The sequence below is a fragment of the Glutamicibacter endophyticus genome (assembly GCF_048457885.1).
Taxonomy (GTDB): domain Bacteria; phylum Actinomycetota; class Actinomycetes; order Actinomycetales; family Micrococcaceae; genus Glutamicibacter; species Glutamicibacter endophyticus.
Genome location: NZ_CP174200.1, coordinates 3327099 through 3347977, shown reverse-complemented (window position 1 = coordinate 3347977; position 20879 = coordinate 3327099). Strand labels below are relative to the sequence as shown.

Sequence of the window (20879 nt, the reverse complement as noted above, 5' to 3'; positions counted from 1 at the left end):
AAGGCCCACGTTGTATTAGTCGTTCGGGAACTCACGTACTGTAGTTCAAGGCGTGGAATCACCGCGCCTTGAACGGCGAACGAGGGGAAACTCCACGTGACGGACATCGAGGAACTGAGCGCATCTGAACGTGCGTACCTGTTGATCCGCGACGGCGTGCTGGAGGGTACCTACGCTCCGGGAACCATGATCGGCGAGGCCTCGCTGGCCAAGGAGTTCAGTCTTAGTCGCACCCCGGTGCGCCTCGCTCTGGGACGTTTGCAGCAAGAGGGATGGATCGAAATCTTCCCGAAGCGTGGCGCGCTGGTCAAGGGTCTGAGTGAGCGGCAAATCGCCGAGCTGGCCAATACGCGCTGGCTACTTGAGAGCACCTCCGTGGCCGATGCCCCGGAGGCCGAATGCCAGCGCATGGCGCAGCGGCAGCTGGCGTCGATTGAAGCGCAACAGGAAGCTTTTGCCCAAGGGGACCTTCGGCAATTCGTTAACCTCACCATCGCCTTCCATCGCCGATTCGTCGAGGTAAGCGGCAACGGAATTCGGCTCGAACTCTATGACCGGCTGGCCGACCGGCACCGTTTCGCGCTGTTTTCCACCGGGGACATGTTGCAAAGCCGCTGCGCGGAGATCATTGCCGAGCACAAAGCGCTCGTGGAATTGATGGCGAATCGCGACGCTCAGGGCTTTGCCGAGCGCCTTCAGTTGCACATGTCCGATAGCGGCGCAGCGAGCTGAATCCAAGGCACTAAATCACTTCAATGTTCAGCTAGCGACGCTTGCGTGCATCTGGGATACAAGATGAATCCCAGATGCTTTACACTGAAGATCCGGGCGGCTTGGCCAACAAGAGCCGCCGTGGGGCAGTGAAAGGCGGGCAGATGGCCGGGCAAGAGGAACAGCAAGCAGGTGGCGTGCTGTCAGCTATGGCGGGCCGCGGCGACGAACGCGACCGAATCCAACGAAAGACCCTGTGGATACTGGCGATCACGCAGGTGATCGGCACCGTCGGGGTGGGCGTCGCCCCCTCGATCGGTATCCTGCTCGCCGAAGAAGTCACCTCCAGCGAAGTCTGGGCGGGGCTGGCACGAACCGCCAGCACGCTCGGTGCGGCCCTGTTCGGAGTGCCCTTGGGTAATCTCGCGGCGCGCTTCGGACGCCGCGTGGCACTGACCAGTGGCTGGTGGCTCGCCGCGCTCGGTGGGTTGCTACTCGTACCGGCCGCCCAGTACAACGTGGTGGCCCTGTTGTTCCTCGGCCTACTACTCATCGGGTCGGGCTCGGCCATCAGCCTCCAGGCCCGTTTCGCCGCCACCGACCTGGCGCAGAGCGCACATAAGGGCCGGAGTCTAGCGCTGGTCGTCTGGGTGGGCACCATCGGCATGGTGCTTGGCCCGAACCTCGGGATACCCGGGCAGTGGCTTGGAACGCTGACCGGACTGAATGTCTACGCCGGAGCCTTCCTGATTGCCGGTCTGTGCATGGCGTTGGCCGGTGTCCTGATTTTCATCTGGCTACGACCGGACCCCTTGCTGATTCTGCAGCGCGACGACGCCACCTCGCCCGCGGCCCCACGACCTGCTCGGGGCGGTTTCGGCCGCATCGCCGAGGAACTGCGCGTCAATCGGCGGGCCCGGTATGCGGTTGTGGCGATCCTCAGCGCACAGATCGTGATGGTCTCGGTGATGACGATGACCCCGGTGCACATCACGCATCACGGGGGCTCTGTCACCCTTGTCGGGCTGACCATCTCGCTGCACATTCTGGGCATGTATGCGCTCTCGCCCGTGGTCGGATTCATCGCCGACCGTATCGGGCACCGGTTCGCGATAGGAATCGGCTTGGTCTTCTTTGCCGGGGCGCTCTTAGCCGGTGGGCTGTGGCCGCAGGATATGCGCTGGATTATGGGCAGCTTGATCCTCCTCGGTCTGGGCTGGTCCTTTGTCAACGTTGCCGGTTCGGCACTGTTTTCCACCGTGGTCTCGGATCACTCGCGCGCCTCGGCGCAGGGCGGTGTGGATGCGCTGTCCAATCTGTGTGCCGCGGGCGCTGCGCTCGCGTCCGGTCCACTGATGGCAGGGACCTCCTTTGCCACGCTCACGCTGGTGGCGGGGCTGGTGCTGCTGCCGCTGTTGCTGCAGACACTCGGGGGAATCCGGCGCACGCCCGCGGATTAAGCGTGCCGGAGCGGTGCCACGTGCCGCACATATGCGCAAGGGTCCGCCACCACAGCTAAACGTGGTGACGGACCCTTGAGCGTGTTTGCCTTAGCGGGCGACGACCGGAACCGCGGTGATCGGCCAACCGGTGATCTGCTTCGGGCGCGGGGTGGCGTAGGTGCGCACCTTGGAGGTGCTCAACCGCATCCGCACGAGCGACTCGGCGATGGTGACCGCGGCGCGCACTCCATCGACGATCGGCACGCCGGTGGCCAGACGCACCTGCTCTTCAAGTTCGGCCATGCCGCCGCAACCAAGGCAGATCACCTCGGCCTTGTCCTCGAGCACGGCCTTGCGCGACTGCTCCACGATGGCCTGCACGGCGCGCTCGGGCTCGGATTCAAGCTCGAGGACACCCAGCCCGCTGGCGCGTACCGACGCGAGACGGTCGGTGAGCCCGGCCAGCTTGAGCCGGTCCTCGATCAGCGGCACGGTGCGATCCAGGGTGGTGACCACCGAGTACTTGTGTCCGAGGAATTGGGCCGTGGAGGCTGCGGCCTCGGTGATGTCCACGACCGGGACATCGAGCAGTTCCTGCAAACCCTCGCGCCCGTGTTCGCCGTAGCCGGCTTGGATCACGGCGTCGAAGGGCTCGGGGTAGTTGCTGACCTTGTCCATGACGGCCAACGCCGCGAGGTAGCTTTCGAAATTGCCTTCACAGGAGTCCGCACCGAAGTCCGGGGTCAGTTCGACAATCTCGGTGCCCGGGGAGGCGACCTGACGGGCGGAGTCGCCGATGGCCTGGGTCATCGAGGCGGTGGTGTTGACGTTGAGAATGAGAATACGCATGGGGTTCTTCCTGCCAGGATCGGACTAGTGCTTCGGTGCCACGGCGATGGCTTCGCCGTCGATGTCGGCCAGATCCACCGGCCGCTTGGCCAGCAGCAGGTAGGCGATGGCGCCCGCGCCGGATCCAAGGAACCAGGCGAAGGGGCCGACCACGTGAAGCGCGGGCAGGAAGGCCAGCAGCAGGGCCACTACGGAGCTGATCGCCAGGGCGGTGACCGCGCGGTAGTTCACACCGCGGGTGAAGTAGTAGGTGCCCTCCGGGGTGGAGCGGTACAGGTCCATCACGTTCACCCGCGCGCGGCGGATGATCCAGTAGTCGGCCATGATGATGCCGAACAGTGGGCCGAGCAGAGCGCCGAGACCACCGAGGAAGTAGTTGATGATCTGCGGCGAGTTGTACAGGTTCCACGGCAGGATGACCAGCCCGATCACGCCGGAAATCAGCGCGGCCTTGCGGAAGTCGAGGTGCTTCGGGAAGAGGTTGGTCAAGGCGTAGGTCGGGGCCACGAAGTTGGCCATCAGGTTCACCGCGATGGTCAGCACCAGCAGGGCGCCGGAGGCCAGCAACAGGGCGAAGGTGTTCGGTACCGAGGCGACCACATCCGAGGGCGAGGCGATCACGGTGCCGTTGATGGAGAACTGGGTGCCGGTCAGCACCACGACGATGGCGCCGAAGAAGAGCATATTCAGCGGGATGCCGAAGAAGTTACCGCGTACGATCGAGTTCTTGGTGGCCGCACCGCGGGTGAAGTCGCAGAAGTTCAGCACGAAGGTGCCGTAGATGGAGACCCAGAGGGCCGCTGCGCCGAAGATGGCGATCCACATATCCAGCCCGGACTTGGTTTCGCCGGTGCTCAGCGAGATGTTGAAACCGGATTCGAAGAGCATCCAGATGGCTAGGGCCAGGAAGGTGACCAAGATGATCGGGCCGGCGAAGGCCTCGTACTTGCGGATCATCTCCATGCCGTAGCTGACGATGATCAACTGAATGATCCACAGGACCACGAAGCAGATCCAGCCCAGCAGATTCAGCCCCAGGAAGCTGGTTTCCTGCAGCGTTGCGGCGCCCGGTGCAACGGCAATGATCATCACGCTGAGCACCTGAGAGGCCAGATAGGTCTGGATGCCGAACCAGGCGATGGCTACGGCGCCGCGGAGCAGTGCGGGAATCTGTGCGCCGTTGATGCCGAAGGCGATGCGGCTCATCACCGGGAAGGGAACGCCGGTCTTCTCGCCCATGAACCCGGAGAGATTCAGCAGCACGAAGAGTAGCAGGGCACCGATGCCCAGTGCGGAGAGGATCTGCCATCCGCTCATGCCCAAGGCAAAGAGCCCGATGGCGAAGGCGTAGTTACCCAGCGAGTGCACGTCGTTGGCCCAGAGCGTGAAGATGCTGTAGGCGTTCCAGGTGCGGCCGGATCTCGTGGTGGGGGCCAGGTCCTGGTTGTAGAGCGAAGCGCTCAAATTGTGGGGGTTTTCCGGGGCAATGCCGGAAGAATTGGTGGTCAGCAACACTGGCTGAGCATCGGTAGGGCTGGTTTTGGGCAGCGCCATTGCGAGTTCCTTAGAAAAGGTGGCATGAGGTGCGCGAGGTTACGTCGAGGCGACGTGAAGTGGACGCACTACGGCCACGATGAATGGGGGAGCGACGGTCTAAAAATGGCGCAGAGCGCGCCCAGAGAAACGACGACGTCGCGGGCTGGGAACCTAAGGAATCTACGGGAATACCGGCTGGCCGAAGTGCGCGTAGAACTCGACGTTGGTGTTGCTGTAGAGGTAAAAATTGCTGCGCGAAGCAAGGGTGCGGGCGGTGCCCGCAAGGCGCTTGGGTGATCCGGTGGATCGTGGTTGGTTCATGGCTGCTCCTGAGCTATGTACTACAACTCCGAGATGTGTGCCACATCACTGGGTTCACTAACCTTAATGGTCGACCAGATGCTCGCGCAAGATCTTTTGGTAAAAAACTTTTCGCTGGCTGGAAATTGTTACCCACGCGCTGAGCCGCGAGTTACCGCTGGCTGGGGATTCTCTTGGGGTTGCGAAACTTCTCTGCCTACTGCTTGACAGTGATCCGCGCCTCCCCCTAGAGTTTTCATCAAGCAAAACATAAATTCCGCTCTGTGGAATCAGCGACCGATCCTGAAGGAGGCACCGAAGTGTCCTACACTCTGAACTGCTCAATCCTGCTCACCGAGCTGCCCATCCTCGAGCGCGCCGCCGCCGCCAAGGCCGCGGGCTTCGACAGCGTGGAATTCTGGTGGCCCTTCGCCGAGGCCGTACCCACCGACAAGCAGGTCGATGAATTCATCGCCTCGCTGAAGGACGCTGGTGTACAGCTCGACGGTCTGAACTTCTTCGCCGGCGATATGCCCGGCGGCGATCGCGGCCTGGTCTCCTGGAAGGGACGCTGCAGCGAATTCAAGGACAACGTGGCAGTGGTCGCCGCCATCGGCGAAGCCACCGGCTGCACCTCCTTCAACGCCCTGTACGGCAACCGTCTGCCGGACTACTCGGCCGCCGAACAGGACGAGCTGGGCCTGAAGAATCTGCTGGTCGCCACCGAGGGTGTGGCCAAGATCGGCGGCACCGTACTGATCGAACCGGTCTCCGGCACCGAGGCCTACCCGCTGAAGACCGCCGCCGACGCGCTGAAGGTAGTCGACGCCGTGAAGGCCGAGGGCAACAGCAACATCGCACTGCTGGCCGACTTCTACCACATGGCCGTCAACGGTGACGATGTCGCCGCCGTGATCGAGGCGCACGCCAAGGACTTCGGCCACATCCAGATCGCCGACGCTCCGGGCCGCGGCGCACCGGGCACCGGCGAGCTGCCACTCTTCGACTGGATCAACCGCTCCCGCGAACTGGGCTACACCGGCAAGGTCGCCCTGGAATACAAGCAGGACGCCGCCACCGCCTTCCAGTGGTTGACCTCCACTTCCGCCACCGCCTAAGCACCCGCACCACCTAGATTTTTTGGAGTAAGACATGTCGCAGAACGTTGCATTCATCGGACTTGGCATCATGGGCCTGCCGATGGCCAAGAACCTCGTCAACGCCGGCTTCACCGTCACCGGTTTCAACCGCAGCCAGAAGGCCATCGATGACCTGGTCGCCGCCGGCGGCAAGGGCGCCTCCTCGATCGCCGAGGCCGTCAAGGACGCCGACGTCGTGATCACCATGGTCCCGGACTCCCCGGATGTTGAAGCCGTGGTCACCGGCGAGGAAGGCGTGTTCGCCAACGCCAAGGACGGCGCGCTGTGGATCGACAACTCCTCGATCCGCCCCGACGTTTCGGTCCGCCTGGCCGAAGAGGCCCGCGCCGCTGGCCTGCGCCCGCTGGACGCACCGGTCTCCGGTGGCGAAGCCGGTGCCATCGACGGCGTGCTCTCGATTATGGTCGGCGGTGCGCAGGAAGACTTCGATGCAGCCCAGGACGTACTCAACGCCGTGGGTAAGACCATCGTGCTGGTCGGCCCGGCAGGTTCCGGCCAGACCGTGAAGGCCGCGAACCAGCTGATCGTTGCCGCCAACATTCAGGCGCTCTCCGAAGCAGTGGTGTTCCTCGAGGCCTACGGCGTCGACACCGCATCGGCGATCAAGGTCTTGGGCGGCGGTCTGGCCGGCTCCAAGGTCTTGGACCAGAAGGCCCAGAAGATCCTGGACCGCGAATTTGCCCCGGGCTTCCGCCTGGCCTTGCACAACAAGGACATGGGCATCGTGACCTCCGCCGCCCGCGAAGCTGGCGTGGTGCTCCCGCTCGGTGCCCTCGTGGCCCAGCTGGTCACCTCGACCGTGGCCTCCGGCGACGGCGCACTGGATCACTCGGGTCTCTTCCGCGGCGTACAGCGCCTCGCCGGCAAGGCCGAGTAAGTTTCCCTCTCCCGCAAGGGACTGGCTACAGAATTCCTGGGGCGGGTGCACCGGCAAACGGCTGCACCCGCACCGTGGCCCCACCCGACGGCAACTGGACAGATTAGCTTTCTCCTTATTCCGGTGATCCCTGAACCGCCGGAGACGGTGTCCTTCGTTCCTAACACCTAGCGTCTGTCACGCTCACGGTTCCGTCGTCGATGGTGACTCATCTGCGTGATGCCACTAGCGGTGCGGCGGCAGATGCTCACCGTTTGCTCTTTCCACCCGCCCCAGGTCTCTACCTCCTGACTGAACCTCATCGCCCCCTCGAAGCGGGCGTACCACCCCAAAGGATTTGTGATTCAAATGGCAAAGATGCGCGCAGTAGATGCGATCGTGCTGATCCTGGAGAAGGAAGGCGCCACCGAGGCGTTCGGCCTGCCAGGTGCCGCAATCAACCCGCTGTACTCGGCGATGAAGCAGCATGGCGGAATCAACCACACCCTGCACCGCCACGTCGAGGGTGCCTCGCACGCCGCCGACGGGTACTCCCGCGCCACCGGCAACATCGGCCTCTGCCTGGGCACCTCCGGCCCGGCCGGCACCGACATGATCACCGGCCTGTACGCCGCGATCGCCGACTCCATCCCGATGCTGTGCATCACCGGCCAGGCGCCGACCAACGTGCTGCACAAGGAAGACTTCCAGGCCGTGGACATCGAGTCCATCGCCAAGCCGGTCACCAAGTTCGCGGCCACCATCCTGGAGCCGGGCCTGGTGCCGGGCTACTTCGCCAAGGCCTTCCAGGTGATGCGTTCGGGTCGCCCGGGCCCGGCCCTGCTGGACCTGCCGATCAACGTGCAGCTGGCCGAGATCGACTTCGACATCGACGCCTACGAGCCGCTGCCGGTGGTCAAGGCCGCCGCAACCCGTGGCCAGGCCGAGAAGGTTGTCGACCTGCTCACCGCCCACGAGCGTCCGATCATCATCGCCGGCGGTGGCATCATCAACGCCAACGCCTCGGACAAGCTCGTCGAGCTGGCCGAAGAGCTGAACATCCCGGTCTCGCCGACCCTCATGGGTTGGGGTGCGATCCCGGATAACCACCGCCTGCAGGCCGGTATGGTGGGCATCCAGACCCACACCAAGTACGGCAACGAAACCTTCTTGGCTTCGGACTTCGTGCTGGGTATCGGTAACCGCTGGGCCAACCGCCACACCGGCGGGCTGGACGTGTACCGTGCCGGCCGCAAGTTCGTGCACGTGGACATCGAGTCCACCCAGATCGGTCGCGTGTTCTCCCCGGATTTGGGGATCGTCTCCGACGCCGGTGCCTTCCTCGAGGTCGTGCTGGAGGTTGTGCGTGAGCGCAAGGCCGCCGGGTCGGTGCCGGACTACTCGGCCTGGGCCGACGAGTCGACAGCCCGCAAGGGTACCAACCACCGCAAGACCAACTTCGACAATGTGCCGATCAAGCCGCAGCGCGTGTACCAGGAAATGAACGCGGCCTTCGGCGAGGACACCACCTACGTGTCCACCATCGGGCTCTCGCAGATCGCCGGCGCGCAGATGCTGCACGTCTTCGGCCCACGCAAGTGGATCAACGCCGGACAGGCCGGCCCGCTGGGCTGGACCGGACCGGCCGCCCTGGGTGTGGTGCGCGGCAAGCCGGGCGAGACGGTGGTGGCCCTCTCCGGTGACTACGACTTCCAGTTCATGATCGAGGAGCTCGCCGTGGGCGCGCAGTTCAAGCTGCCGTACATCCACGTGGTGGTCAACAACTCCTACCTGGGTCTGATCCGTCAGTCGCAGCGCCCCTTCGAGATGGATTACCACGTCTCGCTGGCCTTCGATAACATCAACTCCCCGGAGACCAACGGCTACGGCGTGGACCACGTCAAGGTCGCCGAGGGTCTGGGCTGCAAGGCCGTGCGCGTTCAAGACCCGGCCAAGCTGGCCGAGGGCTTCGCCGAGGCAGGTCGCCTGGCCGCCGAGCATCAGGTGCCGGTGGTTGTCGAGGTCATCCTCGAGCGCGTCACCAACATCGCCATGGGCGCCCAGCTGGACGCCGTCAACGAGTTCGAGGACCTGGCCCTGAGCCCGGCCGACGCACCGACCGCCCTGGTGCCGTTGAACATCGGCGAGAAGGTCAACGCCTAACCTGTTACGTAACATCACGCTGCCGCGCCGCGTTTCCGACAATACTGGGAGCGGGCGCGGCAGCGTTCACATCTACCGAAACTTTTTGCATCTCAAGGAGCGTAAGAGCCGATGAAGATCGTCATTGCCTCGGACAAGTTCAAGGGCACCCTGACCGGCGCGCAGGTGGCCCAGGCCGTCGCCACCGGGCTTGAGCGCTCCATCCCCGGCGTACAGACCAGCGCGGTACCCGTAGCCGACGGCGGCGAAGGCACCGTCGACGCGGCCCTGGACGCCGGTTTCACCCCGCGCCAGGTCACCGTCACCGGACCCACCGGCCAGCCGCTGCAGGCCAGCTACGCGCTCAAGGACGGCGTGGCCGTCATCGAAATGGCCGCGGCCTCCGGGCTGGATGTGCTGCCCGAGGGGCGCAAGGCTCCGCTGACCGCCACGAGCTACGGCACCGGCGAACTCATCAAGGATGCGCTGGATGCCGGGGCCACCCAGATCGTGCTCGGGGTCGGCGGTTCGGCCACCACCGACGCCGGTGCCGGAATGTTGCAGGCCTTGGGTGCCAGCTTCCGCGACGCCTCCGGAGACGAACTACCCGGTGGCGGCGGGGTGCTCGAGCACCTGTCCACCGTGGATCTGTCCAAACTGGATGCGCGCCTGCGTGACACCACCGTGCTCCTTGCCGCCGACGTGGATAACCCGTTGACCGGCGCGAACGGTGCGGCCCATGTCTTCGGCCCGCAGAAGGGTGCCGACGAACAGCAGGTCGCGCAGCTCGACGCGGCCCTGGGGCACTTTGCCGATCAGGTCGAGGCCCAGTTGGAAAACAGCTACCGGAATAACCCCGGTGCCGGCGCCGCCGGCGGCATGGGGTACGCGGCCATGGCCGTGCTCGGTGCCACGCGCCGCCGCGGTATCGACGTCGTCCTCGAATTCACCGGTCTGGAACAGGCCCTGCAGGGGGCCGACGCGGTGATCACCGGCGAAGGCAGCCTCGACAGCCAGTCGTTAGAGGGCAAAACCCCCATCGGCGTGTCCGAAATGGCCGCCGCACACCAGGTGCCGGTGTACGGCATCTGCGGGCGCACCACGCTGGATGCCGAAACCCTGCAGAAGGCCGGCTTCCGCGCCACCGTTGCCCTCATGGACCTGGTGGACAGCCCGGAGGAGGCCATGGCCCGCGCCGCCGAACTGGTGGTGGATGCGGCCGAAAAGCTCGGCGAGCAGATCGGCGCGGATCTGGCGCTCAAGCGCACCGCCAGCTAAGCCTTAACCACAGCAACAGCGTTCCCGCCGGGTCGATGACCCGGCGGGAACGCTGCGTTTAAGCGGGAGGTTAGCCGCGTGGCCCGACGGCGTCGAGCGTGCGGCCTCGCGGATTTGTGCGGACGCGGCGCGGTAAGCGCAGCGCGCCGGCGGTTACCGCGAGGATCGAGAGCAGCACCAACACGCCGGCCGGGGCGGCCACCGCCCACGGGGCGCGCTCGAGATAGTTCAGCCCCTCGGCCAGAATTAGCCCGAGCTCCGCGGTCGGCGGCTTCGGGCCAAGCCCCAGATACCCCAGGCTGGCTAGGGTCAGCGCGAGCCCCGGCAAACGCAACAGCGCATGCTTCAGGAGCGGGCCGAGCAGCTGCGGCAGCAGGTGCCGGAAATAGATCTGCGCGCGGTTGAGTCCGAGCAACGGCAACATGCGAATATGCGCCTGGGCCGAGAACTCATGTAAAAGCGCGGAGGTGTGCGCGGCCAGCGGGGCCCAGCCCACCGCGGAGACCGCGATCACCGCCCCGGGCACCGAGGGGCCGAAGATCGTGGCCACCAGCAGCCCGGCGATAATTGGCGGCGCCGCATTGGCGACCTCCAACGGGCCGATGCTCAGCCGCGGGAAGCTGCCCAGCACAATGCCCAACACGAGGCAGATCGCCACCACCAGCAGAGCCAGCGCCAAAGTGAGCAACGCCCCGTGCCCCACCCGCGCCAGCAGGTCACGTCCCGAGGCGTCCGCCCCGAAGGGGAGCAACAGGCTCGGCGCGGCCAGCCGCGGATGTGCGGAGGCGAAGGGGTCACGCGGCAGGGCGCAGAGCACGATGACGGCCAACAATGCCAGACACCCGCCCGGCAGCAACAGGTCGCGTCGCGTCGAGGCGCCGGCCAGGGCGGAGATCGGCACATTGCCCGCGCGCACGGCCGGTCCCAGAATGAGCCAGCGCACCAGCGCGGCGGCGGTGCCCAACAGCGCGGCGAGCAGCAGCAACACCAGCAGGCTGGCCTGCAGCGCCGGAACGTCCTGCGCCGAGGCCGCCCCGAGCATCAACCGTCCGAGCCCGGGGATGGCGAAGGTCTGTTCCACCGCGACGGCTCCGCCGGTGAGCCCGATGACCACCAGCGCCAGCTGTCCCACCAGTGGGGCCGTGGCGCGCCGTAGCGCCGCCAGGGCCACGGACAGCGGCCGGTAGCCGGCCCGCTGCCAGGTGGCGACCCAGCGTTCGGCGAGGGTGGCCGCCAGCGAATCGGAGAGCAACTTGCCCATCAACCCGCCGGCCGGAATGCCGAGGGCCAGGGCCGGAAGCACCGCATTGTGCAGGGATTCCCAGCCGAAGGGCGGGAACCAGCCCAGCCAGATCGCGAAGATCAGCATCAACAGCATCGCCAGCACGAACTCGGGCAGCGCGGTCAGTGCGGTGGCCGCCGCGCCGCTGCCAGCCCGCACCTTTCCATTCAGGCCACGGCGCAGCACCGGTAGGCAGAGCCCAATGCAGCAGCACAACGCGACCAGCAGCGCCAACCCCATAAGTGTCAGCGAGACGGCGAGGGCCGCGAAAATACCCTCGGCCACCGGAGTATGGGAAACCCACGAGGTGCCTAAATCACCGTGCAAAACCCCGGCGAACCAGTCCACCATGATGTGCCAGGGCCCGCGGTCCAGCCCCAGCTCGGCGCGGATGGCGGCAAGGGCCTCATCGGTGGCCTCACGGTCGGCATAGCGTGCGCGCAGAATTGCCCGCTCGGCGGAGACCGAGGAAAACCAGGGAAGCAGCCCGGCGATGGCCAGCGTGGCGGAGAAGGCTAGGACCCGCGAGCCCCACCCGATCAGCGATTTCATGGTTCGATCGCGGTGGAGGTGGAAACCAGCGCGCGCTCGCGCGGATCACGGACCGCGTCGCGTACCTGCCGCTCACCCTGAATGACGCGTTCGTGGAGCATCGGGATCGCCGCATCGCTGGCCAAAATCAGCGACTCGGCCCGGGCGATCGCGGCTCGACGCTCGGCGCCGGGGGCCGCGGCACTGGCCTCGGCCAACGCCCGGTCGATGTCCTTATCGCAGAGCTGAGAAATGTTGAAGGAACCCTTGCAGGCGAAGTCTGAGTACATGTAAGCCACCGGGTCACCGGAGTCCAGTACGGTGGCGCGGGAGAGAATGAAGGCGTCGAATTTGCCCTCGAGCGCATCGGCCTCGATGTACTGGTATTCGCGCACGTCCTGGGTGACCTCGAAGCCGGCCGCCTCGAGTTGCTGTTCAATGAGCACGGCCACCTCGGGAAGTTCGGCCCGGTCCGTGAAGGTACCCAGCTTGATCTTCGCCCCGTCCACCTTCGCCGCGGCCGGTCGCGTGTTCAGCGTCTGCTGATAGGCGGCTGCCTCGCGTTCGGCGGCGACCCAGGGTAGCGCCGGGCCGAGCAAACCGGCGGCCTGGTCGGCGCGCTGCTCGTATACGTCGGCGACGATCCGCGCCCGGTCGATGGCTTCACGGGCCGCGGCCCGCACCGCAGGGTCCTTGAAGGGACCGGATTCGGTGTTCAAGTAGAGCGTATTGGTGCGTGGCATGGGCACCTCGAAAATGAGCGAGGGGTCGATCTGCGCGGCCTGGCCCACCGGGATGGCCTCGACGATATCGGCCTCGCCGGTGCGTAGCGCGGCCGCGCGAGCCGTTCCGTCGGGCACATAGTGCACGTCGAGTCCGGCCGCGGCGGCCGGCTCGCCCCAGTACTTCTCAAAGCGGTTCAGCGTGGCCGAGGAGGTGCCATTGGAGGCAACGAGTTCGTAGGGGCCGGTGCCGGTGCCCACCGGGTTCACCGTCTGTCCGGTGTAGGCGGCGGGGGAGAGGATGGACAGCTGCGGGCTGGAGAACCGGTGCGAGAGCAGCGGGTCGGGCTGCGCGGTGGTGATCAGTAGCTTGTCACCCTCGGTACGGATGCTCAGTTCCACCCCGTCGAGAATGCGTGGCTGCGGGGTGGCATCCACGGCATGTTGCAGGGCGGCGGCCGCCACCTCGGCGGTCAGCTCGGTGCCGTCGTGAAAGCTCACCCCGTCACGGATGGTGAAGGACCAGGTGCGCTCGTCGACGCGGTTTACGGCGCTGGCCAGCTTCGGTTCGGCCTCGTCCTGCTCGTTGAGCACGGTCAGCGTTTCGGCGGTGTTCCAGCGGGAGAGTTTAAAGGCATCATCGCTCAGCGGGCTCAGCCCGGAACGTGGCGGCTGCAGCATGGCCAGCGAGATGCGTTGCTCGCTCTCCTGCTCGGCGGAGGCCTGCGACGAAGAGAAGCAACCGGTCAGGGCCATCGGCATCAGGCCGATCAGCGCAAGGCCGGAAACTAGTCGGGTGCGAGTGCGGGTGAACATCGTGGTTCAACTCCTTTAGTTGGTGGTTGAAAGCTGGGATTCCGCGGTGGCCGAGGCCGCCACGGGCGGTATGGTGCGGGTGATCACCGCGGCGCTGAGCAGCCCGAGCACTGCAAGCAGGGCCCAGGGCAGTGCGGCCAGCGGTCCGCTGTGTGCCGCGCGTTCTAGCAGCGGGCCGAGGACGAGCCCGGTGAGTAGCACCGCGACACCCGAAACGCTGGCCTGCAAGCCGAGCCGGGCGCCGCGCGAAGCCTCCGGACCCTGACTGCATAAGTGCAAAATGGTGGGGCCGACCAATAGGTGCCCGAGGATGAAGCACAGCACCATGCAACCCACCGGCAGGTAACTCCACGGTTCGCGTCCCGGGCTCAGCGCCGCGAGCGCCAGCGTGCCGAACCCTAGGGTCATGAGCCCGAAACCGGTGCGCAGGGTGGCGCCAGGGCCCAGGTGGCGTCCGAGGCGTGCCAAGGGCAGCTGGCAGGCAATGGACAACAGCGAGATCCCCAGGAAGATCCAGGCGATGCTCGCTCCCGGCGCCTGGATGCGGCGCAGTTCCACCGGCAGCCCGAGATATAGCTGGTTGTAGCCCACTAGGTTAATGGCGCTGAAGATCGTGAAGGCGAGAAAGCGCCGGGAAAACCTGGGCCGCGACCTGCTGGGGCGGGCACCGGAGGGCGCCGCTCGGTGCGGCGGGACCACGCGCCAAGCGACGACCGCAAGTACCGCGAAAAGCAGCACGCAGCCGGTGGCCAGCGCCGCGAAACCGGTGGGAAGCAAAAGCAGCGCCACTAGCGGTCCCAGCGCCGTGCCAATTTCGCCGACCATATTAAACAGGGCGAAACTTCCGGCGGTGCCGCGGGCAGAGTTGGCACCGGCCCGTGAGACGAGCACCTGAAGCGCGGGGGAGAACAGGGCCGCCCCGATGCCGGTGCACAGCGCACCGAGCACCAGCCAGGGTAGCGTCCCGCTAAAGCCCAAGGCCATAAACCCGACGATGCGCAGGGCGAAGCCACAGACCAGGGTGGATCGCGCCCCGAAACGGTCGGTGAGCATCCCGCCGAGCAAGAACATGCCCTGTTGGCTAAAGGTGCGTAGCGACAGCACCAGGGCGATAGCGCTGGTGCTCAGCGCATGCGAGGTGGCCAGCACATGCGCCAGGAGCGGCATGACCGCGAAGAAACCGATATTGCATCCGCACTGGGCGATCAGCGCGAACCGCAGGGTGGAGCTCGCCTTCACCGGCTCACAGCGCTCCGGGGCACCGGTACCGAGGCACGCAACAGCCGTGGGAAGTCGGCGGTGGAGTTACGCAGAATGTCGCTGGTAGCGCCTTGCTCGACGATGCGCCCACCATCGAGCACCAGGGTGCGCTCGCAGAGCCGCTCCAAGGCGTGCAGGTCGTGGGTGATGAAGAGCATTCCGGAGCCGCGCTCGGCACCGAGCCGGATGAACAAGTTGAGCACCGCCTCACGTAATTCCGGATCGAGGCCGCTGACCGGTTCGTCGGCAAGCAGAAGTTGCGCCCCGGTGCACAGGGCACGGGCGATTGCCACGCGCTGTGCCTGGCCGCCGGAAAGCTCCTGCGGATAGCGCTCGAGCACCGTCGCCGGTAGCTGGACGGCCTCGAGGGCCGCACGGGCCTGCAGTTTCCGGTCCCCGGGCACGGCGAGGTATTTCATCGGTTCGGCCAGCGCGCTGGCCACCGTCAGTCGCGGGCTGAGGCTTGCCGCGGCATCCTGCGGTATATATTGCACGGCGCGCCGGTACCAGTGCAGGGTGGAGCGCGCGGTGGCCCGAACCGCCTGCCCATCGAACTCCAGGCTGCCGGCATCGGGCGGCAACAGGCCCAGCAAGATGCGCGCCAGCGTGGTCTTTCCGGCTCCCGAACGGCCAATGAGCCCTAGCCGTTCACCGGGCGCGATGCTCAGGCTCACATCGGTGAGCACCTGGCGTGCCTGCCGACCGCGGCCAAAGCGCTTACTCAGTGCGTGGGCTTGCAAGGTGCTCATGCGCTCGCCGCCAGTGCGTGCGGGTGCGCTGCTTCGGACAGGGCCAGGCTACGCTGCGTATGCACCGTCCCGTGGCGCAATTCGATCGCGCGGTCGCAGAGCTGTGCCGCCACGGGCAGGTCGTGGGTGATGAAGACCAGCGTGGCGCCCAGCTCGGTCACGGTCTGATCGATCAGTCGCAGGATACTTGCCTGGGTGACCATATCCAGTGCGGTGGTGGGCTCGTCGAGAATGAGCAGATCGGCGCGCTGGGCTAGGGCCATCGCGAGGCAGATGCGTTGTCGTTGCCCGCCGGAGAGCGTGCCGGAGTAGCAACGCGCCACCGGGCTCGGGTCTTCGAAGCCGACCCGTTCGAGCATCTGCAGGACCTGCGGGTCATTGCCGCTCGGCGCGCCCAAGGCCTTGGCGAGCTGCCGACCCACGCGCACCAGAGGGTTAAGCGCGGTGAAGGAATCCTGAGACATGCTGCTGACACGGGTGAGAGCCGCCCGGTCTTTGCGCGCACTGAAACGTAGGTCCTGTCCGAAGAGACGCACGGAGCCGCGCCTCTGTTGCGCCGGGCCGGTGGCACCGTGCATTAGCCCGGCGCAGAGCGATTTACCGGAACCGGAACGGCCAATGAGCGCGACGCGTTCGCCTTCCTCAATGCGGAAGCTGAGATTCTTCAGCAGTTCGGTATGGCCAACGCTCAGGTGCAGGGCGTCGAATTCTACGGCGGGTGATTTCATGGTGGCTCGCAATGTTCGGAGGGGCACCTAAACCTTATTGCGAATGAGTTGCAATATCAAAACTACGGTAGAGTAGCTTTACGTTCCACGACGTAGGGGGCAGCGCAGAATGTTAGCTGCCTTACCAACTGCCCCTCGGCCGGCGCTACCTCGATATTCTGGTGAGGTTAACCATCAACCAAGACAGCACAAGGAACCCACGTGTCATTAACTCAGGAAATGACCTCCACGCCGAGCACGCTTCCGGCCCGTGGCACCGCAGTGCAACAGCGCTGGGTCGCCGGCGTCTTTCGGGGTATTGCATTGCTCGAATGCCTCACGTGGGTCGGCATGCTCACGTCCTTGCTGTTTAAATACGTGATCAACGGAAATGCCCTCGGCGTGACGATTTTTGGTTGGGCCCACGGTATAACCTGGCTGCTTTTCTTGGCCTCCGCGCTCGCCGCGGCGGTGGTATTCCGCTGGAAAATCTGGGTATTCCTTCTCGGCTGCGCGGTCTCCACGCTCCCGTTCCTTACCTGGCCCTTCGAGCTGTGGATGGCACGTTCTGGGCGGTTACGCGTCTCCGGTTAGAAAAGTCATCCCCACGATGACCTCGCGGCGTGCCCGGGGGCGGCCATAATGAAGACGGGGCGCTAAGCCCGCACATTAGCCACCGAAAGGACGACCGGGACGATGCCGTGGGATTGGCGAGCCGCCATAGACCGGGTGAAAGACGACGCGAAATTTGATGCGAGCCGTGCTTCGGTGCGCCGCTGGGCGCTGAGCATGCAGCAGCCGGTCTCGCATTCGACGCTCGTAGACCGGATCTTCTTTCTCTTCGCAACCGTGGCCGCCCTCTGGCTCGCGGTAGTGGTCTCCACCCAGGGCTTTCGGCACGTCCTTGGGCCGTTACTATTTATCCCCGTCTGGGCTATCTTGGCCTATTTGGCGTTGCCGCGCATTCACCGGATGCTTTCGGATCTCTACGTCCCGGATTACTTCTTCGGGCGTTCGCGAACTGCCGATGGCTTGCTCGGAGATCCGATCAACCTTGCGGTCAACGGCTCCTTGGCGCAGCTTGACCAGGCCATGCGCCAGGCCGGGTGGCATCGCGCGGAGGACGTCACGCTGAGCTCGGCGTTGAAGATCGTAGTTTCCACGATCTTCCGGCGCAGTTATCCCACCGCCCCGGTGTCGCCGCTGATGCTCTTCGGTCGCCCGCAAAACGTGGCCTATCAGCAAGAGGTGGAGGGCAATCCCAAGAAGCGCCATCACGTGAGGTTCTGGCACACCCCGCAAGGGTGGCTCTTGCCCGGCGGCACGGACGTGGATTGGCTAGGTGCCGGTACTTTCGATTCGAACGTCGGTCTGTCGTTGTTCACCATGCAGATCACGCACCGGATCGACGAGAATACCGATATCGAACGCGATCACGTCATCAGCTCGATGACCGAGCACACTCCCGAATTGACGGTCAGCGTGTTGGAGAATTTCACCACCGGTTACCACAGCCGAAACGGTGGCGGTGACCGCTTTATCACCGACGGCAACCTGCCAATTGTCGATGTCAGCCAAGTTGCGGCGCAGTCCTCGGATGAGGGCGAAGAGGTGCAGATCCGCCATTCGCACGAGGCCCTGACCAAGGCACCGCTGGGTATGGTCACCGGCGGTCTGCTGGCCATAGCCATTACCCTGATCACGGCGATCTCGGCGGTGACCGACCCATCTGGATTTGTCGATCAGCCCATTGACGATTGGCAAAGGACCACTTGGGTGGCCATGATCATCGGCTTTTTCGTAGTGCTGTTGGCCTTCCAAATCGAACTGGTGCGTCTGATGTTCAAGCGCCGCCACCGGGCTCGATTTGTGCTGATGGCGACCCTCGCGGCGGGTGTCTTATTGACAGCTCTTGATTACTTTTCACCCGGGGTCAGTATTCGTTTGGATGGGACACTGACCATGGCGACCCTGCAGTGCGTGGCCCTGATCGGTATCACAAGTGATCGGGCCGCCGCCTGGGTCCGCGTGAAACCGCGTCCAGCACTCGAGGCGTAGACCAAGAAATTGTGAACGAGTTCTTTCGCGTTTCCCCTTAAATGGCGATTTTTAAGCAACAATTAACAACGGACAGTTGACGGCGTAAAGCAGGTGAATGGCTTGGCAGGTAAGGACTTCGAACCGGAATCGGTGCGTGTCATCGAGCAAATCCGGAACGAAATTATCGATGGCGTGCGCAAGCCCGGTAGCCGTCTGGTGGAGCGCGATCTCGCCGAAGAACTCGGTGTCAGCCGATTGCCCATCCGCGATGCTCTGCGGGTGCTGGTCTCCGAAGGTTTGGTGACTCCGCGTCCGCGCACCTGGGCCACGGTCCGCGAATTTTCGGCCTCCGACGTGGCCGACCTGCACGAAGTGCGCGCGGCGCTCGAGGCCATGACCTTTACCCTGGCCGCACAACGCCATACTCGGGAAGGACTGGCGGAACTTCGCGAGGTGCTCGACCGGGAGTTGGCTGCCGCGGCGAACCAGGATTACACCACGGCGCGACGTGCCGGGGCGAGCTTTCACGAAGTGGTTATCAAGCTGGCGGGCAACGATTTGCTCTTGGAGTTGCAAAGTTCGTTGGCTCCGCGAATGCGTTGGCTTTTGGCGCAACACGACGATCTGCAGACTATGGCCCACGAGCATGAGTTACTTTTCGAGGCCATCGCGGAACGCGATGTCGAGCTGGTCAAGCGGTTGGTCGAGCAGCACCTGAATACCAGCCGCGGTAGCCTCGCCGATAAGCGAGCCCGTGAGGATGAAGCTGCAACCGAGGCCGGTATTCACTAACTCTTGAATATCAATCGGGTAGTCCGGGATTCCGGACGGCCGGTGTGAATTCTGCGGTACGGCAGACTTGTGAGCGCGATTACATAGAGGGCGTGGCCCTCGTGGGCCGTGTGTAAGAGTCCGCAGTTCCAAGGAGTATCGTGAGAACCAGCCAACCCGCCCAGAGTCTCAAAAGAGGACTAAGTACCCGGCACATCCGGTTCATCGCGCTCGGCTCGGCCATCGGCACAGGGCTGTTCTACGGTTCGGCCGGCGCCATCCAAATGGCAGGTCCGGCGGTGTTGCTTGCCTATGTGATCGGCGGCGCCGTGGTGTTCATGGTGATGCGTGCCCTCGGTGAGATGGCGGTGCGCAATCCGATCTCCGGGTCCTTCGGCTCCTACGCCACCCGCTATGTGGGACGCTTCGCCGGGTTCGTGACGGGCTGGACCTATACCTTCGAAATGTTCGTTGTCGCACTGGCCGATGTCACTGCCTTCGGCGTCTACATGGGTTTCTGGTTCCCGAATGTTGAGCGGTGGATCTGGATCCTAGCGGTGGTCTTCTTTATCGCCGCGGTCAATTTGCTCTCCGTGAAGGTATTTGGTGAGCTGGAATTCTGGTTCTCGCTGATCAAGGTCGTGGCGATCATCGCGATGATCGCCGGTGGTATCGCCGTGATCGTCTTTGGCCTGGGCAACCAGTCCGAAGGTGCCGCAGGCATCTCGAATCTCTTCTCGCATGACGGGTTCATGCCCAATGGCATCATGGGCATGCTCATGTCCTTCACCATCGTGATGTTCGCCTTCGGCGGCACCGAAGTCATTGGCATCACCGCCGGTGAAGCGCAGAATCCACGCAAGGTGATTCCGAAGGCTATCAATTCGGTTCCGATCCGCATTCTGCTCTTCTACGTACTGACCCTCGGCGTCATCATGTCCATTCAGCCGTGGAACACCATCAATGGCGATGAAAGCCCCTTCGTATCGATCTTCTCGAGCATCGGACTGTCCTCGGCGGCTCACGTGCTGAACTTCATCGTGATCACCGCAGCGCTTTCGGCCATCAACGCCGATATCTTCGGTGCCGGACGCATGATTCACGGTATGGCCAAGCAGGGCCAGGCGCCCATGGTCTTTACCAAAACCACCGCCAATGGCGTGCCGTGGGTGACCTCGCTGTCGATGATTGTGGCGTTGCTGATCGGCGTGGTGCTCAATATCTGGTTCGAGGATCAGATCTTCTTCCTGATCGCCGCCTTGGCTACCTTCGCCACCGTTGTGGTGTGGCTGATGATTCTGCTCTCGCATATTGGGATGAAGCGCGAAATTGCCCGCAGGGGCCTGAAGTCCGCAGGTTTCCAGATTCCCTTCTGGCCGCTGGGCAGCTACCTAGCCGTGGCCTTCATGATCTTCGTGATCGTCATGATCGGCGTGGTGCCCGATACCCGTAGCGCGCTAATTACCGGCGCGGTCTGGGTGCTGGCTCTTGGCGCCTGCTACTGGTTCTTCGTGCGCGGTAAGCAAGCGCCCGAAAACGACGAATTCGATGAACAGCCCGATGGCGAGCTCGAACTGCAGCATCAGGTCGAATCCGTGGACGGTCTGCGGTAGCCCTAGTCACCGAGGGTTAGCGGGGGTCGCGAGTGCGTTGCTACGCACCTGCGGCCCCCTTCTTCATGCGGATTTGGGATGGAAAAGAAGCCCAAAGCGCCCTTGTTGGTGGCG

General features: G+C 64.5%; 18 protein-coding genes. 10 read left to right on the top strand and 8 right to left on the bottom strand.

Annotated elements, in window-relative coordinates:
* Positions 1 to 96: 96 nt before the first annotated feature.
* Both ACJD00_RS15565 and ACJD00_RS15560 read left to right on the top strand, forming a co-directional pair.
* Positions 97 to 732, top strand: a complete 636-nt coding sequence (locus ACJD00_RS15565) for a GntR family transcriptional regulator (protein WP_418907802.1) — start codon at positions 97 to 99, stop codon at positions 730 to 732.
* A 74-nt stretch (positions 733 to 806) separates the two neighbouring features.
* Positions 807 to 2171 (top strand): MFS transporter, encoded by a 1365-nt coding sequence (locus ACJD00_RS15560; RefSeq protein WP_418907801.1) that lies wholly within the window; start codon positions 807 to 809, stop codon positions 2169 to 2171.
* A gap of 90 nt (positions 2172 to 2261) precedes the next feature.
* Here ACJD00_RS15560 and ACJD00_RS15555 read toward each other — a convergent pair whose 3' ends face one another.
* From ACJD00_RS15555 to ACJD00_RS15545, 3 genes are all read right to left on the bottom strand, one after another.
* Positions 2262 to 3002, bottom strand: a complete 741-nt coding sequence (locus ACJD00_RS15555) for an aspartate/glutamate racemase family protein (RefSeq protein ID WP_418907800.1) — start codon at positions 3000 to 3002, stop codon at positions 2262 to 2264.
* A gap of 24 nt (positions 3003 to 3026) precedes the next feature.
* Positions 3027 to 4556 (bottom strand): NCS1 family nucleobase:cation symporter-1, encoded by a 1530-nt coding sequence (locus tag ACJD00_RS15550; RefSeq protein WP_418907799.1) that lies wholly within the window; start codon positions 4554 to 4556, stop codon positions 3027 to 3029.
* Between the two features lie 162 nt (positions 4557 to 4718).
* Positions 4719 to 4859 carry a hypothetical protein gene (locus tag ACJD00_RS15545; RefSeq protein WP_418907798.1) on the bottom strand — a complete coding sequence of 47 codons (141 nt, stop codon included), beginning with the start codon at positions 4857 to 4859 and terminating at the stop codon, positions 4719 to 4721.
* Between the two features lie 299 nt (positions 4860 to 5158).
* On the opposite strand from ACJD00_RS15545, the gene ACJD00_RS15540 reads away from it, so the two are divergent.
* From ACJD00_RS15540 to ACJD00_RS15525, 4 genes are all read left to right on the top strand, one after another.
* A complete protein-coding gene (locus ACJD00_RS15540) occupies positions 5159 to 5956 on the top strand; it encodes a hydroxypyruvate isomerase family protein (RefSeq protein WP_418907797.1) in 798 nt (265 codons plus the stop codon).
* Positions 5957 to 5990: 34 nt separating this feature from the next.
* Positions 5991 to 6875, top strand: a complete 885-nt coding sequence (locus ACJD00_RS15535; protein ID WP_418907796.1) for a 2-hydroxy-3-oxopropionate reductase — start codon at positions 5991 to 5993, stop codon at positions 6873 to 6875.
* Positions 6876 to 7223: 348 nt separating this feature from the next.
* Complete coding sequence (gene gcl, locus ACJD00_RS15530; RefSeq protein WP_418907795.1) at positions 7224 to 9017, top strand: glyoxylate carboligase; 1794 nt, start codon at positions 7224 to 7226, stop codon at positions 9015 to 9017.
* 111 nt (positions 9018 to 9128) lie between these two features.
* A complete protein-coding gene (locus ACJD00_RS15525; protein WP_418907794.1) occupies positions 9129 to 10274 on the top strand; it encodes a glycerate kinase in 1146 nt (381 codons plus the stop codon).
* 70 nt (positions 10275 to 10344) lie between these two features.
* Here ACJD00_RS15525 and ACJD00_RS15520 read toward each other — a convergent pair whose 3' ends face one another.
* Genes ACJD00_RS15520 through ACJD00_RS15500 form a run of 5 tightly spaced genes read right to left on the bottom strand, consistent with a single transcriptional unit; the run spans position 10345 to position 16362 of the window.
* Positions 10345 to 12108, bottom strand: coding sequence for an ABC transporter permease subunit (locus ACJD00_RS15520; RefSeq protein ID WP_418907793.1), 1764 nt, complete (start codon positions 12106 to 12108; stop codon positions 10345 to 10347).
* Positions 12105 to 13625 (bottom strand): ABC transporter substrate-binding protein, encoded by a 1521-nt coding sequence (locus tag ACJD00_RS15515; protein ID WP_418907792.1) that lies wholly within the window; start codon positions 13623 to 13625, stop codon positions 12105 to 12107. Before ACJD00_RS15515 ends, ACJD00_RS15520 begins: the two co-directional genes overlap by 4 nt.
* A 15-nt stretch (positions 13626 to 13640) precedes the next feature.
* The gene (locus ACJD00_RS15510; RefSeq protein WP_418907791.1) at positions 13641 to 14864 is read right to left on the bottom strand and encodes an MFS transporter; all 1224 of its coding nucleotides are present in this window, start codon (positions 14862 to 14864) and stop codon (positions 13641 to 13643) included.
* A complete protein-coding gene (locus tag ACJD00_RS15505; protein ID WP_418907790.1) occupies positions 14861 to 15634 on the bottom strand; it encodes an ABC transporter ATP-binding protein in 774 nt (257 codons plus the stop codon). The genes ACJD00_RS15510 and ACJD00_RS15505 overlap by 4 nt, the downstream gene beginning before the upstream one ends.
* Positions 15631 to 16362, bottom strand: a complete 732-nt coding sequence (locus ACJD00_RS15500) for a dipeptide/oligopeptide/nickel ABC transporter ATP-binding protein (protein WP_418907789.1) — start codon at positions 16360 to 16362, stop codon at positions 15631 to 15633. The genes ACJD00_RS15505 and ACJD00_RS15500 overlap by 4 nt, the downstream gene beginning before the upstream one ends.
* Positions 16363 to 16563: 201 nt before the next feature.
* On the opposite strand from ACJD00_RS15500, the gene ACJD00_RS15495 reads away from it, so the two are divergent.
* The 4 genes from ACJD00_RS15495 (at position 16564) to ACJD00_RS15480 (ending at position 20765) form a co-directional block, all read left to right on the top strand.
* Positions 16564 to 16935 carry a DUF3817 domain-containing protein gene (locus ACJD00_RS15495; RefSeq protein WP_418907788.1) on the top strand — a complete coding sequence of 124 codons (372 nt, stop codon included), beginning with the start codon at positions 16564 to 16566 and terminating at the stop codon, positions 16933 to 16935.
* A 102-nt stretch (positions 16936 to 17037) separates the two neighbouring features.
* Positions 17038 to 18399 (top strand): LssY C-terminal domain-containing protein, encoded by a 1362-nt coding sequence (locus ACJD00_RS15490; protein WP_418907787.1) that lies wholly within the window; start codon positions 17038 to 17040, stop codon positions 18397 to 18399.
* Between the two features lie 93 nt (positions 18400 to 18492).
* Positions 18493 to 19173, top strand: a complete 681-nt coding sequence (locus ACJD00_RS15485; RefSeq protein WP_418907786.1) for a GntR family transcriptional regulator — start codon at positions 18493 to 18495, stop codon at positions 19171 to 19173.
* A 140-nt stretch (positions 19174 to 19313) separates the two neighbouring features.
* Positions 19314 to 20765: an amino acid permease gene (locus ACJD00_RS15480; RefSeq protein ID WP_418907785.1), complete on the top strand. Its 1452-nt coding sequence runs from the start codon at positions 19314 to 19316 to the stop codon at positions 20763 to 20765.
* Positions 20766 to 20879: the final 114 nt, after the last annotated feature.